The organism is Vicinamibacterales bacterium (assembly GCA_036496585.1).
In the GTDB taxonomy this organism is placed as follows: domain Bacteria; phylum Acidobacteriota; class Vicinamibacteria; order Vicinamibacterales; family 2-12-FULL-66-21; genus JAICSD01.
Window position 1 is genome coordinate 101,190 of the sequence record DASXLB010000004.1, and the last position, 14,128, is coordinate 115,317.

The 14,128-nt window shown below is 70.8% G+C and carries 9 protein-coding genes; 1 reads left to right on the top strand and 8 read right to left on the bottom strand.

The features are described 5' to 3' along the window. Positions 1-23: 23 nt before the first annotated feature. The 3 genes from nrfD to fdh are packed head-to-tail and all read right to left on the bottom strand — an operon-like array spanning position 24 to position 4,853. Entirely contained in the window at positions 24-908 is an 885-nt protein-coding gene (gene nrfD / locus VGI12_00985; protein HEY2431216.1) for an NrfD/PsrC family molybdoenzyme membrane anchor subunit, read from the bottom strand. Further along, complete coding sequence (locus tag VGI12_00990; protein HEY2431217.1) at positions 905-1,681, bottom strand: 4Fe-4S dicluster domain-containing protein; 777 nt, start codon at positions 1,679-1,681, stop codon at positions 905-907. The genes nrfD and VGI12_00990 overlap by 4 nt, the downstream gene beginning before the upstream one ends. Next, positions 1,656-4,853: a formate dehydrogenase gene (gene fdh / locus VGI12_00995; protein ID HEY2431218.1), complete on the bottom strand. Its 3,198-nt coding sequence runs from the start codon at positions 4,851-4,853 to the stop codon at positions 1,656-1,658. Before fdh ends, VGI12_00990 begins: the two co-directional genes overlap by 26 nt. Positions 4,854-4,939: 86 nt before the next feature. Here fdh and VGI12_01000 point away from each other — a divergent pair, with 86 nt between their 5' ends. Beyond that, positions 4,940-6,103 carry a protein kinase gene (locus VGI12_01000; GenBank protein HEY2431219.1) on the top strand — a complete coding sequence of 388 codons (1,164 nt, stop codon included), beginning with the start codon at positions 4,940-4,942 and terminating at the stop codon, positions 6,101-6,103. Between the two features lie 158 nt (positions 6,104-6,261). Here VGI12_01000 and VGI12_01005 read toward each other — a convergent pair whose 3' ends face one another. The 5 genes from VGI12_01005 to VGI12_01025 all read right to left on the bottom strand — a co-directional run bounded on the left by VGI12_01005 (position 6,262) and on the right by VGI12_01025 (position 14,128). Further along, positions 6,262-6,750, bottom strand: coding sequence for a cupin domain-containing protein (locus tag VGI12_01005; protein ID HEY2431220.1), 489 nt, complete (start codon positions 6,748-6,750; stop codon positions 6,262-6,264). Positions 6,751-6,861: 111 nt separating this feature from the next. Further along, a complete protein-coding gene (locus tag VGI12_01010; protein ID HEY2431221.1) occupies positions 6,862-8,529 on the bottom strand; it encodes a LuxR C-terminal-related transcriptional regulator in 1,668 nt (555 codons plus the stop codon). Positions 8,530-8,536: 7 nt separating this feature from the next. Beyond that, positions 8,537-8,755, bottom strand: coding sequence for a hypothetical protein (locus VGI12_01015; GenBank protein HEY2431222.1), 219 nt, complete (start codon positions 8,753-8,755; stop codon positions 8,537-8,539). Positions 8,756-8,762: 7 nt separating this feature from the next. Beyond that, entirely contained in the window at positions 8,763-11,444 is a 2,682-nt protein-coding gene (locus tag VGI12_01020; GenBank protein HEY2431223.1) for a protein kinase, read from the bottom strand. Between the two features lie 23 nt (positions 11,445-11,467). Beyond that, the gene (locus VGI12_01025; GenBank protein ID HEY2431224.1) at positions 11,468-14,128 is read right to left on the bottom strand and encodes an ABC transporter permease; all 2,661 of its coding nucleotides are present in this window, start codon (positions 14,126-14,128) and stop codon (positions 11,468-11,470) included.

A 14,128-nucleotide genomic window follows, 5' to 3' on the forward strand; every position in this document is an offset into this window, starting at 1 on the left:
TGCTGCGTCAGGCGCGGAGGCTGCTACGCGGTCTCTCCAACATCTTGCGAAGGCGGCGGGGCTCCCGCTGGTGTAGCGCCAGGTCCGCGAGGCGCCGGTTTCTGGTTCGCCGACGCACGCCCGGCGAGGAGCCAACCCATTCGCGTCAGCAGCGATCCCGCCAGTGCCGAGGCGCTCGCCGCCTTGCGCCAGCGTGGCGAGCGTCCGACGGCGCGCAATATCAGGGGCACCGGGCCTGAGAGCACCCCGCCGGCACGCACCATCACTCCGCTCGTGCCCGAACGCAGCGGCCGCGTCGCGTCGGTCCGTTCCCGCTCGATGGCGGCGCCCGCCAGCGTCTCCGCGGCCGCGGCGCCGATCGCGATCCGGTTGAGGGCCTTGTCGTCGTGGCCGAGCAGTGTCAGAACCGCCGCGGCCGACCCGAGGCCCGAGGCCGCGAAGTGGATCGGCAGCGTGCGCACGTGCGCATGCCAGGTGGGGATGGCCGTCGCCCCGATGAGGACCCCGGTGTAGGTGAGCATGCCGCACCCGAGCAGCGCGCTGGCCGCGCCCGACGGCACGGCGATCGCGCGTACCGGGAGGAGAGCGCCGGCGCTCGACCCGCAGAACGCCGTGAGCGTCCACGAGCCCACCGACATCGCGCTCTGGGGCTTGAACACCCGAAGCATGTTGAGGAAGCGCTCGGGCCGTCCGAGGTCGGCGGTCAGGAGCGCTGCCGAAATCGGTCCTCCGACCGCCGCGATCCACCGCGCGTCGCGGACGAGCCGTCCGTCGAGACCGCTCCATGCGGCGACGTTGCCGATGACCGCGGCGCCGCCAGCCGCGCCGCCGACGAAGAAGTAGACCGGTACCTCCCACGTCCAGACCGGCGGTTTCAGCAGCGCGACGTCGTAGTAGTCGGAACTCATCGTTTGCCCGTGAACGCGAACGCGACGCCGGCCACCACGGCGAGCGCGGCCACCGCCGCCGACTGCCAGCCGGTGCGCAGGTACACCGTCGGCACCTCCGGCCTGGCCGGCAGGTTGTACGCCTCAGGATCACCGCGGACGATGAACATGGCGTGGATGCCGCCGACGCTGGTGTCGCGCGGATCGTAGAGAGTCGCGTCGGTGAGGCCGCGCGCGTGCAGCTCGTCGACGCGCGAGTCGGCGCGCCGGCGGAGATCGTCCAGCTCGCCGAAGAGGATCGACTGCGTCGGGCAGGCCTTGGCGCACGCCGGCTGCTCGCCCCCCTTCTGCCGGTCGTAGCAGAACGTGCACTTGAAGGCGCGGCCGTCCTCCGGGCGCCGATCGATGACGCCGAACGGACAGCCCACCACACAGTAGCCGCAGCCGTTGCACACGTCGGGCTGGACGAACACCGAACCGAACTCCGTCCGGACGATCGAGCCGGTCGGGCACGCCTCCAGGCAGCCGGCGTTCGCGCAGTGCTTGCACACGTCGGAGATGAACTGCCACGACAGGTGCTCGCCGGCGTTGCCGCCCAAGCCGATCACCGGCGCGGCCTCGACGAACGCGACGTGCCGCCACGTCGAGTGCCCGAGGTGCATGGTGTTGTCGTAGGAACGGCCGCTCCACTCGAAGCCGTCGGCCGGCACGAGGTTGTACTCCTTGCAGGCGACCTCGCACGCCTTGCAGCCGATGCACAAGGTCGAGTCAGTGAGGAACGCGGTCGTCGGCAAGGTGCTCTCCACGCATGAGGGAATCGAGGTAGGTGAGCGCGGCGGCGCCGCGCGGCCGGCGGCCGGCCGCGACGTGGCAGACCAGCCCCTTCGTCTCCATGATCCGGACGTTCGGCTCCTCGGAAATGGCGATCAGATCGTTGGCCGAGTCGCCGGTGACGAGGCCGCGCGTGCCCCAGTGATACGGCAGGCCGACCTGATGGACAGCGCGGCCATGCACGCGCAAAGGCGGTATGCGTGCCGTCACCAGCACCCGCGCCTCGACGACGCCCCGCGGCGAGGCGATCGTCAGCCAGCCGCCGCGCGCCGCGCCGATCAGTGCCGCCAGCTCCGGCGAGATCTCGGCGAAGAACTCGGGCTGCAGTTCCGCGAGATGCGACACGTAGCGGCTCATGCCGCCGCCGGTGTGATGCTCGGTCAGCCGATAGGTGGTCAGCACGTGCGGGAATCGCCGATCGCCGATCGGCACGAACCGGTTGTCGGGCCGCTCCTTTTTATCGGCGGGCGGGTTGGTCGCGCGGCCCGGGTAGACCGCGTTCTCGAACGGCGACTCGAGCGGCTCGTAATACGCAGGCAGCGGCCCGTCCCGTAGACCTGTCGGCACCCAGAGCCACCCGAGGCCGTCCTGATGCATCAGGAACGCCGTCTTGCCGCTCAGCGCATCGTCTCCCTTCGCGCCGGCCGGCGGCTCGTAGTCCGGACGTTTCGTCGCGGCGATGTCCGGCACGTCGAGGCCGCCCCATCGGCCGGCCGCGGCGTCCCACCAGACGAGCTTTTTCCGCTCGCTCCACGGCGTTCCATCGGGGCGCGCCGATGCGCGGTTGTAGAGGATGCGCCGGTCGGCCGGCCACGCGAAGCCCCAGCCGTGCCCGAGGGCATCGCGGGAGTTGCGCTCGTTGGCGCGATTGCGCCCAGGTTCGGGGCAGACGCCGGAGTAGATCCAGCAGCCGCACGACGTCGAGCCGTCGTTCTTCAGATCGGTGAAGCCTGACACCAGCGTGCCATCGGCGCGTCGACCGTTGATCTCCTGCAGCACCGCGTGCATGTCGGGCTCGGCACTCGGCCCTTCGACCGGATAGGTCCAGGTGAGTGCGGCCAGCCCGGCGTGGCGCGGCCGCGGGTCGCGAGCAGCACGTTCCTTCAGGCGCCGGCCAAGATGGAACACGAACCACGCATCGCTCCGTGCGTCGCCAGGCGGATCGACCGCCTTCTCGCGCCACTGGAGCAGCCGCTGCGTGTTCGTGAACGCGCCTTCTTTCTCCGCGTGTCCGGCAGCCGGCATCAAGAAGATTTCGGTCTTGATGTCCGCGGGCCGCAGCTCCTGCCGCTCCACCTCGGGCGAGTCGTACCAGAAGCTCGCCGTCTCGATTTCGACGAGGTCGCGCACCACGAGCCAGTCGAGTTTGGCGAGCGCGCGGCGCTCGAGCCGGGAATTCGGCCCTCCCACCGCCGGATTCTGCCCGAAGACGAAGAGCCCTTCGAGGCCGCCGTCGGCCATCTCCAGCCAGTAGCCCTGGTGCGAGTGGTCGCCGGTGATCCGCGGCAGCCACCCGAAGCCGTACTCGTTGTCGGCCGTCGCGGCGTCGCCGTACCACGCCTTCAGCAGGCTGACGATGTACTTGTCGGTGTTGGCCCACCAGCCGGTTTCGGCGCCGTTCTGTCGGATGTAGTCGCCGAGTGTGTGGGCACCCGACTCGAAGTTGGGCATCGGCAGATAGCCGGGCATCAGGTCGTAGAGCGTCGGGATGTCGGTCGATCCCTGGATCGAGGCGTGCCCGCGCAGCGCCATGATGCCGCCACCCGGACGCCCGATGTTGCCGAGCAGCAACTGCAGGATGGCCGCGCACCGGATCGTCTGGACCCCCGTCGAGTGTTGCGTCCACCCGACGGCGTAGCAGATCGCGCCCGTCTTCTCCGGACCGGACGCGCGCGTATACGCCTCGGCGACGCGGAGGAAGGTCTGGCGCGGCGTGCCGCAGATCTGCTCGACCAGTTCCGGCGTATACCGGGCAAAATGCCGCTTCAGCAACTGGTAGACCGAGCGCGGGTGCTGCAGCGTGTCGTCGCGGTCGGCGCCGGCCAGCGGCGGCGGCTGTCCGCCGGGTGCGTGTCCGAAGAGACCGTAGCCTGTCGACGTCGTCTCGTGGTTGTGCTGGTGCGGGCCGACGCCCTGGTACATCCACGAGCTCGGGTCGTACTTGCGCTCCGCCTCGTTCCAGCCGGAGAACAGGCCGCCGAGGTCCTCGGTGTCGCGGAAGTCCTCACGGATGATCGTGGCCGCATTCGTGTAGCTGAGTACGTACTCGCGGAAGTCGAGGCCCCGCTCGATCACGTAGTTGATCATCGCGCCGAGGAAGACGAGGTCGGTGCCGGCGCGCAGCGGCACCCACACGTCCGCCATCGCCGACGTCCGGGTGAACCGCGGATCGACGTGGATCAGCGTGGCGCCGCGCTCGCGCGCCTGCATCACGAACCGGAAGCCAACCGGATGCTGCTCGGCCATCGACGATCCCATCACCAGGACCGCGTCGGCGTTGGCCAAGTCGCTGAGGGCCGTGGTGGCCCCGCCGCGACCGAACGAGGTGCCCAGACCGGGCACCGTCGAGCTATGTCATATCCGGGCCTGGTTGCTCACCGCGACCATGCCGAGTCCGGCGGCGAAGAGCTTCTTGATCAGGTAGTTCTCTTCGTTGTCGAGGGTGGCGCCTCCGAGATGCGCGATCGTCCGCACCTGCATCAGGGGCTTGCCGTCGAGCGCCTCGACGAACCCGCGCTCGCGGGAGGCCCAGACCCGATCGGCGATCATGTCCATCGCCGTGTCGAGATCGAGCTCCTGCCAGGCGGTGGCGTGCGGCGGACGGTACTTGATCTTGGTGAGACGGTGGGGGTGCGTCAGCAGCTCGTAGCTCGCCGCCCCTTTCGGGCAGAGATGCCCGGCAGAGATCGGCGAATCGGGATCGCCTTCGATCGAGACGAGCGCGTTGCCGCGGTGATACACGAGCTGGCCGCAGCCGACGCCGCAGTACGGGCAGACCGAGCGCGCGACGTCGGCGCCCTCGTGGCGCGGCCGCAGCTGCGTGGTGCGCTCGGTCATCGACTCGGAGCCGTCCGCGTCGAACCCTGACGCCGCCTGCTGGAGCAGCGGCCACCGCCGCTTCACGCCGTTGGTCATGTTCTTCCGGCCATCGAGACCGGCGTAATGTATCCCATTCCCGTGCCAGGAATGCCGCGGCAGATGTGCCGTAGAATTTCTGCCAGATGACCGGCAATCCGTGGATGCGTGCGACCCGGACGGCGAGCCGGATTCAATGCCAGCCGGGCCGTGCGGATCACCTTCTTGCCTCCGGTGAGATCGTGCAGAGCCCGGAAACGGGCCTGCAGTACCGCGTCGAGCGGCTGATCGGCGCGGGAGGATTCGGCCAGGCATACCTGGCGCGGCGGATCGGCCGCTGGCGCGACGTGCCGGCGCTCGTCTGCCTCAAGGTGAGCACGCGGCTCGACGGCTGGGTGCGCGAAGCCTACTTCGGACAAGTGCTCGAGGGCCACGAGCGCGCCATCCGTCTGCACGAGGCGTTTCCGCTGCTCGGCGCCGACGGCGGCGCGCGGTATTTTCTCGTCCTCGAGTACGCCGAGCACGGCGACCTCGACGCCTTCCTGCGCCGCGGCGGCCGCGGCTGGTCGGAGACGGCCGTCCGCCGTGAGATCGCCGGGATCCTCGCGGTACTCGGCAAGCTGCACCGCGGCCAGACGCTGCACCGCGACCTGACGCCGGTGAACGTGTTCGTCTGCGCCGGACCGCGCCTCAAGCTCGGCGACTTCGGCATCGTCCGGCAGCAGAGCGACCCGCGCGGCATCACGGCCCGCACGATGAACTGGATGACGGCGCCGAGCGAGATCCGCGATCGCGCCGCGCCGAAGTGGCAGGCGCGTGACGACGTGTATCAGGTGGGGCAACTGCTCGGCATGCTGATCGCCGGCGACGCGAGCCGGCGCCTGCGCACCGGCGACGTCCGCGGCCTGCGGTGTACGGATCACCTGAAAGAGATCGTGCACCGCTGCATCGGCGAACGCCGGAAGCGCTACGAGAGCGCCGACGAGATGATCGACGCGCTGCGGACGCGTCCCGCCCCGCTCCGGCCCGGCATCGTCCGCTCGCTGAAGGGGGCGCACGTCACCTTCACCGGCATTTTCACCAAGACGCGCAAGGACGTGGCGGCCGCGGCGGCGCGCGCCGGGGCGCTCGTCCACTCGGGACCGTCATCACAGACGACGGTAATCGTACGCGGACGGCCGAACCCGCTGCAGGCGGCGGGGCGCGAGGGGGGCCTGAAGCTGATGGAGATCCGTCGCCTTCGCGAGAAGGGGCAGCGGATCACGGTGCTGACCGAGACGCAGTTCTGGCGGCTGGCCGGACGTCGGTAGCGCCAGATAGCCTTCTGCCGCAGTCCGGAGACTCGACTCCGACGCCGACGCCGACGCCGACGCCGACGCCGAAACCGAAACCGAAACCGAAACCGACGCGGACGCGGACGCGGACGCCGGTTTGTACCCGGCACCCGCGCCGCGCCTCTCGCGCCTGACTACTGCGTCTTCTTGGTGCGCGGGTCGTCCGACGGGTTCACGTACTTGAACTCGACCGGGCCGACGCCGTAGAGCAGGATCGTCGCTGCCTGCGCCCCCGTGTAGGCGTAGTGATTCATGCCGCTCGGCGCCAGCGCGTAGCCGCCCACAGTCAGCGTGGCGTTGCCGGCCGCTTTCTTGTCCAGCTTGTCGCCCATGCCGAGCATGAACGTACCGGAGAGGACGGCCACGTTTTCGTCCGTGGGATGCGAGTGCGCCGGGATGACGTAGTTGGCCGGGAACTTCAGACGGACGGTGTAGGGTCCCGCCTTGCCCGGGTCGCCTGACAGGACGGCGATCTGCGCGCCCGGCGGCAGCATCGCGGGTGCTGGTCCCCACTGTGCGTCTTTCAGCTGCGCGACCGCCGGATGCTGCATTTCGCGCGCCCCGATCGCGGCCCCTCCGCTCAGGATGGCGGCCGCCGTGATCCACGACATTGACTTCCTCATAGGTGTGTCTGCTCCTCGGGCAGCAGGATAGGCGTCGTCGCGTGCGGGAGGCGTCCCACGGGCGGGTCATTTTGCCCCCCGGCGGCAAATGGCCCGATCGGGTCAGGACCGCTATAACACGCCGCGGCGCGCCGCCTGGGCGACGGCGGCGGCACGCGACGAGACGCTCAACTTGTTCAGGATGTTGGCGACGTGGCGATGGACGGTGTGCTCGCTGACGAAGAGCCGCTCCGCAATCGCCTGGTTGCTGAGTCCCTCGGCGACGAGGCGCAGCACGTCGATCTCGCGCACAGTGAGGCCGCCGTGTGAGGCGCGAGGCGCGGGCCGCGAGCCGCGGCCTGGCAGTTCGTCGAGAAAGGCGCGCGCCAGCCCGATGTGGAATTCGGCCTTCAGCTCGGTCAGCAGGTCGATGGCGCGCTCGGCTTCCGCCGCGGCTTCGCCGGGTCGGCGGCTCTGCGCGAGCGCGCGGGCAAGCCCGAGCCGCGCCAGCGCCAGCTCGAACGGCGCGCCGCTCTGGCGAAATTGATCGACGGCGTCCTCGAGATGGCGTCGCGCTTCGTCGGTGCGGCCCGCAGCCATCGCCGCCCAGCCGGCGGCGCGGCTGGCGAACGCGCGCAGCGGCCGCGTCATCATCAGCGCCGCGATCGACGAGAGCTCGGCGAGCGCCGTTCGCGCCCCGTCGAGATCGCCCGCGATCGATAGCGCGCGGACGATCAATTCGAGGCCGGTGGAGCGGTCGGTGCGGTTCTGCGGCGGCAGGCGCCGCAGGTAGCGCTCGGCCAGATCGGCGGCGGCCCGCGCGTCGCCGCGATCGAGCGCGATCTCGGCCGTGCCGATGAGCGCCAGCGGATGCGAGCCGGCCGCCTCGAACAGGCGCGCCGCCTCGACGAGCCGTCCCTGCCGCCGGCGCAGCTCGGCCAGCCGGACGACGGCATCAGAGGCCATCGCCGGCCGGCAGGCTTCGAGCTCACCGGCCGCCGCGCGCAGCTCCTGTTCGGCCTCGAGCCAGGTGCCGCGCCAGAGACACACCGACGCGTACTGCGTGCGGCAGACCGCCGACAGCGGATGCAACTGCCATTTCGCGCAGAACACCCGCAGCCGTCCGCACCACTGCACCGCGCGGTCGTAATCGCGCACGTGTTCGCAGCCGGCGATCATGTAGCACGACGCCAGACCGATGGCGACGAAATCCTCCATCTCGCCGGCGACGACGGCGGCGTTGACTCCGTCGAGACGGCGCAGTCCCTCCGCGACCGCGCCCGACATCACCAGCGCCAGCCCCTGCACGGCGCCCCCCAGCATCTCGAGGTCGACGCTCCCGGCGGCCCGCGCGACTCGCACGCCCTCGCTGGCCAGCCTGTAGGCGCGATCCGGATCGAAGTCTTCGAACAGGCACAACGAGCCCTCGCGGACCTCGAGCCACGCCCGCTCCGGCGTGTCGGGATGCTCGTCGAGCAGCAGCCGCGCGCGCTGCAGCCAGCCGCTGGCGACCGCGTTTTCGCCGCGGAACGCCCAGTAATCCCAGGCCAGCCAGACGGCGACACGCGCGGCCGATCGCTTGTCCCCGCGATCGAGGTAGAGCCGATAAGCCCGCTCGCGCGACTCGAACACCGAGGCGCCGAGGTCGAGCCACCAGGCGGTGAGCCCGACGCCTTCGTGCGCTTCCGGCGTTTCCTCTCGCGCCAGCTCGGCGAGGAATGCCGCGCGCGCCTCTTCCCACGCGCCGCGCGCCAGCGCCTCGCCGGCGCTGAGGCAGTTGCGCGGCTGAAGGATCGTCATGCGCCCGTCACCACCCCTGCTTGACCGCGAGCCACGTGACGGCGCACACCACCACGAAGACGACAACGTTCCAGAGCAGATCCGGGACGAAGTAGGGATACACCATCAGCACGATCCCGGATACCAGCTGTGGGGTGCGTCCCTCTTTTTTGCCGTACATGAACAGCACGAACCCGACGCCGCTGGTGATGAGCGAAAAGAAGAGGATGCCCGGATCGAATGACATGGCGTGTTCAGCGGAAGTTGCTGATGAGCACGGCGTCGCGCGTCTGCGTGCCGCGGACCAGCGCGAGCTGACGTCCGTCGCGCGACAGCACAAAGCGGAAAATCATCAGGTCCGAGTAGTTGGTCACCTTCTCGGGCGCGCCGCCGGCGAGCCGCTGGCGCCAGACGTTCAGGCGCTCGACGTTGGTATAGAGGACGCTCTGCCCGTCGGCTGCCCAGCCGATCGAACCGGAGGCCGTCGCCTGCGCGAAGCCCGGAAAGGTCTGCGTCGGCGGTCCGCCGTCCGCGGGAAGGATGCCGAGCGCCAGCGGCGCGGTCGGCGACGCGACGTAGAGCCCGGCGAGCAACCGTCCGTCCGGCGACACCGCGGCGCGTTCCAACCCCGGCGAAATCAGCGCCGGCGCGCCGCCCGTCGCCGCCACGCGCCAGGTCGACGACACGCCGCTCATGGAGGAGGTGAAATACACCCATCGTCCGTCCGGCGACATCGTGAGGTAACTCGGATCCGACACCTGGGTGAGCAGGCGCGCATCATTGCCCGCCGGCTTCGCACGCCAGATCCCCGCCTCGCCGCCGCGGTCGCCGACGAACGCGATGAACGTGCCGTCGGGGGAGGCGGCTGGCTGGATGGACTGGCCGTCGACCGGCAACTGCTGGCGATCCGAACCGTCAGGCGCCATCGACCAGATTTCGCGGTGGTCGCGCGCGGCGCCGCCGAAATAGAGGCGGCGCCCGTCGGCGCTCCAGGCGATGCCGTAGCGGCCGTCGGCGATGACACTCGGCAGCTTGCGCGCGGCGGCGGGATCGGCGAGCGGCGCGATCCAGATGGCGACCGTCGCGTCGAAGCCGACCGCGAGGATCGATCCGCCGTCGGCCGTGACGTGCGCGACGCGGTAGTCGGAATAGTCGTGGGTGATCCACTGGATTGCGCCGGACGGATACGGCTGAATGATCACCTGTCCGCCCAGGCCGGGCGCGGCGTTCAGCCGCTGCGCGATGAACACGATGCCGCTGCCGTCCGGCAGCCACTCCGTGAACGTGGCGTCGCGATAGCGCCCGGGCATGTCGGTGACGGCGCCGGAGCCGGCATCGATCGTGACCAGCCGCGCGTCGCGTGTCTTGCCGTTGCGCACCGTTGCGGCCACACGCGCACCATCCGGCGACCACGAAGGGGCCGCGAAGAATCCCGGCGCGAACAGCTCCGGCGCCCTGACGCTCGCCAGCTCTCGCGCGCCGCTGCCGTCTGCGGCGGCGACCATCACCGCACTCGAGCCCGTCGCCGGATAGTCGCTGCGAAGGTAGACCAGATGCGAGCCGTCCGGCGAAAGACTGATGGCGCTGTCGATGCCGCTCAGCAGCAGCCGCGGCGTGCCGCCGAGGGCCGGGATCACATAGAGCCCGCCCGTCGTCGCCTCGTTGGACTTGAGTGCGTAGTAGATCGACGTGCCGTCCCTGGAAAAGGCAATCCCCCAGAACCCGACGCGGGCGCCCGGCACGAGCTCGAGTGCGCGGCTGCCGTTCATCTGCCGGTACCACAGGCCCTGCCGGCCTTCCACCGCCTCGACGTAGGCGAAGTACTTGCCGTCGGGCGACACGGCCGCGTCGATGACGTTGCCGCTCTGGGTGACGCGCGTCATCTGTACCTGAGCGCCCGGCGCCGGCCCGGCGCGATGGCCCAGCCAGTAGGCGGCCGAGCCGCCCGCGATGATCAGCGCCGCCACCGCGACGGCCAGTGGCGCGGCCATGGATCGGTGTGCCGGCGCGACTGCGGCCGGCGCGGCGATCGCGCCCGAGTCGAGCTGCCTGCGTAGATCGCGCAGGTCGATCGCGACCTCTTTCATCGACTGGTAGCGATCGTCAGGATCCTTGGCAAGGCACTTGCGGATGATCCGCTGCAGTTCCGACGGCGCGCCAGGCATCCGCGCGGTGACCGGTTCCGGCTGCTCGTGGATGATGCGGTGCAGGGTGTCGACCGCCGAGGTGCCCGAGAAGGCGCGCGTCCCCGTCGCCGTCTCGTAGAGAATGCAGCCGAACGAAAAGATGTCGGAACGCTGATCGACCGGACGCCCTTCCGCCTGTTCCGGCGACATGTAGCCGACCGTGCCCATGACCATGCCGGGCGAGGTGCCCGCCGCCATCGTCGCCGTCCCGGCCTCGAGCGTGGCCGGCTGCGCCTGCAGTTTGGCGAGGCCGAAGTCGAGCACCTTCGTGTAACCGCCCTCGGCGATCATCAGGTTCTCGGGTTTCAGATCCCGGTGCACGATGCCGGCCGCGTGCGCCGCGGCCAGCGCATCGGCTGCCTGTGCCAGGTAGTCGAGCGTCCGCTTGAGATCGAGCCGGCGTCCGTCGATGGCGTCGCGCAGCGACGAGCCCGAGACGAGCTCCATCGCCACGTACTGCACCGGGCGCGCGCCGGCGGTCGCCCCGGTCGGCGCCTGCCGGCCGATGTCGTAGACGGCGACGATATGAGGGTGGTTGAGCGCCGAGGCGGTGCGCGCCTCCTGGATGAACCGCGACAGCCGCTCCTCGTCGCCGAGCAGCGACTGGAGCAGGACCTTCAGCGCGACGCTGCGGCCGAGCTCGCTGTCTTCGGCGCGGTAGACCTCGCCCATGCCGCCGCGCCCGAGCAGCGGCCCGACACGGAAGCGCCCCAGCGTCATGCCGGTCAGATAGCCCGTGTGATCGGCCATTGAATGGCCGCTATCTTATCGTGCTAGTCGGCGCGCAGCGCGATCGAGGGATCGATGCGGACGGCACGCCAGGCGGGAATCGCGCAGGCCGCCGCCGCGACGAGCGCCAGCAATGCGACGACCGCGCCATAGGTGACCGGATCGAGGCGCGACACGCCGAAGAGCAGCGTCGACAGGCCGCGACTGACAAATGCCGCGACCGCCAGGCCGACCGCCGCGCCTGCCGCCGCCAGCGCGAGGCCCTGCCCGACCACGAGCCCGATGATTTGCGGACGCGTCGCGCCGAGCGCCGCGCGCAGTCCGATCTCGCGCCTGCGCTCGCTGACCCCGCCGGCCAGGATGCCGTAGATGCCGATCGCCGCGAGCCCGAGCGCGATCGCGGCAAAGCCCCCGAACACGCGTAGCGCGAAGCGGCGCTGCGCCTCGGACGCCTCGACCAGCGCCGACAGTGTCGCGACGCGGACGATCGGCTGATCCTTGTCGAGCGTCCAGATGGCCTGCTCCACGCCACGGGCGAGCGCCGCCGGGTTGCCGATCGCGCGGACGACGTAGGACATGGTTGTCTCGGGGTACCACGTTTGATCGACGCTCAGGTAGACCGCGTCGGCATCGGTCGCCGCGAGCGACGCCTGCCGGACGTTGCCGGCGACGCCGACAATCGTGAACGGGCCTGCCGATCCGACGTGCAGCCGTCGGCCGATCGGATCGTCGCCGCCGAAGCGCGCCGCCGCGAGCGCCGCGCTGATCACGACGACCGCGGGCGCGTCGCGGCGATCGTGCTCGTCTATGCCCCGGCCGCGCAGGATCGGGATGCCGGTCGTGTCGAAGTAGCCGGGGCTCACCGCGTAGCGGTAGACCGCGAAGCGGTCGGCCGGTCGTCCGCCCTCTTCGTCGAACCGCGCGCCGTACTCGTCGCGGTCGCCGCTGAGTGGCAGCTGCGAGGTCGCCGCCGCGGCGGTGACACCCGGGACGCGCCGCACCGCGTCGAGCGCCTGCAGGTGAAAGCGCGCCGCCGCCGCCGGTTCGTTGAAGCGGCGCCCCGCAAGCTGCAGCTGCAGCGACAGCCGATCGGAGGTCTCGAAGCCGAGCGGCATCGACAGCAGGCCGCCGATGCTGCGCATCAGCAGACCGGCGCCGACCAGCAGCACCAGGGCCAGCGCCACTTCGGCGACGACCAGCAGGCGGCGGACGCGGCCGTGACCGCCCGCGCTGCGGTGTGACGCATCCTGGATGTCGCGATGCGGATCGCGGCCGGCGGCTTCGAGCGCCGGCAGCGTTCCGAAAGCGAGGCCGGCGATGGTTGCCAGCGCGAGCGCAAAGGCGAGGACCTGGCCGTCGACCGCGATCGCGGCGACGCGTGGCAGCGCGGCCGGCGCGATCGTGACCAGCGCCCGGACGGCGAACACGGCGAACACGACGCCCGCGACCGCCGAGAGGACGGCCAGCAGCACGCTTTCGGTCAGCACGTGTAGGACCAGTCGTGCCCGTCCGGCGCCGAGCGCCGCCCGCAGCGCGAACTCGCCGCGGCGGTGCGCTCCCCTGGCGAGGAGCAGGTTGGTGACGTTGACGCAGGCGATGATCAAGACCAGCAGGACAGCACCCGTCATCGCCACCAGCACCGGCCGGACACCGGCGACGAGCGTGCCATGCAGCGAGGCGATCGACACCTGCGTGTCAGGGGCGTAGGTTTCGGGACGATGCGCCGCGATCATCGCCCGTCCCGCCGCGGCGGCGTCGAGTGTGGCCGATGCCAGGCTCTGCCGGTCCGCGAGCCGCACGATCGTCCGGAGGTGGTGTCCCCATTCGCGGCCGTCGCTCGGCAGCGCCGGGTCGTACTGCAGGGGCGTCCAGATTTCGGCCGCGGGTGCCAGCACGTCCTCGAACGCCGCCGGCATCACGCCGGCGACGACGTAGGGCGTGTCGTCGAGACGCACGGTGCTGCCGACGATCGCCGGATCGGCGGCGAATCGGCGCCGCCAGAGCGAATCGGCGACGATCGCCACCCTTGCGGCCCCCGGGCGGTCGTCGTCGGGGGTGAAGTCGTGGCCGAAGGCCGGCGCGACGCCGAGGGCGGCGAAGAAGCCGGAGGTGACGCGCTGTCCCTCGAGACGCTCCGGCACGTCGCGCCCGGCCAGCGCCGGCTGCCACCGGCGCATCGCCGCCAGCGCGTCGAACGTGCGTGTCTCCTCGGCCAGCGCGCGGTACATGGCGAATGTGCTCACATCGGCGCGGCCGTTCTCGAGCACGATGCCGATGCGATCGGCGGCAGGGTAGGGAAGCGGCGCGAACAGGATCGGGTTCACGGCGCTGAAGATCGCCGTGCTGGCGCCGACGCCGATCGCCAGCGTCAGAACGGCGACGGTGGTGAAGCCGGGGGAGCGACGCAGCCGCCGCGCGCCCTGCCGCACGTCGTCGACGAGCGTCGCCGCGAGGTGCTCCCAGCCGGACGATCGCACGCTTTCACGGATGGCGACGGAGTCTCCCCACGCGAGACGCGCGCGCCGGCGCGCCTCGGCCGGAGGGACGCCGCCGGCTTCCAGGTCGGCGGCCGATTCATCGAGGAAGTGACGGATCTCGTCGTCGGTGTCGCGGTCGGCGCGGGCCGGATCGCGCAGCGCGCGGATGCCGCGAACGAGGGCGGGCCAGCGCCAGCCTCGCCGAGGCGTCAGCGGCGGAGGGGCCAC

Excerpts from the sequence above, each read along its gene's own strand:
- nrfD (HEY2431216.1), bottom strand. The coding sequence starts at position 908 with ATGAGTTCCGACTACTACGACGTCGCGCTGCTGAAACCGCCGGTCTGG.
- VGI12_01000 (HEY2431219.1), top strand. The coding sequence starts at position 4,940 with ATGACCGGCAATCCGTGGATGCGTGCGACCCGGACGGCGAGCCGGATT.
- VGI12_01005 (HEY2431220.1), bottom strand. The coding sequence starts at position 6,750 with ATGAGGAAGTCAATGTCGTGGATCACGGCGGCCGCCATCCTGAGCGGA.
- VGI12_01010 (HEY2431221.1), bottom strand. The coding sequence starts at position 8,529 with ATGACGATCCTTCAGCCGCGCAACTGCCTCAGCGCCGGCGAGGCGCTG.
- VGI12_01015 (HEY2431222.1), bottom strand. The coding sequence starts at position 8,755 with ATGTCATTCGATCCGGGCATCCTCTTCTTTTCGCTCATCACCAGCGGC.
- VGI12_01020 (HEY2431223.1), bottom strand. The coding sequence starts at position 11,444 with ATGGCCGATCACACGGGCTATCTGACCGGCATGACGCTGGGGCGCTTC.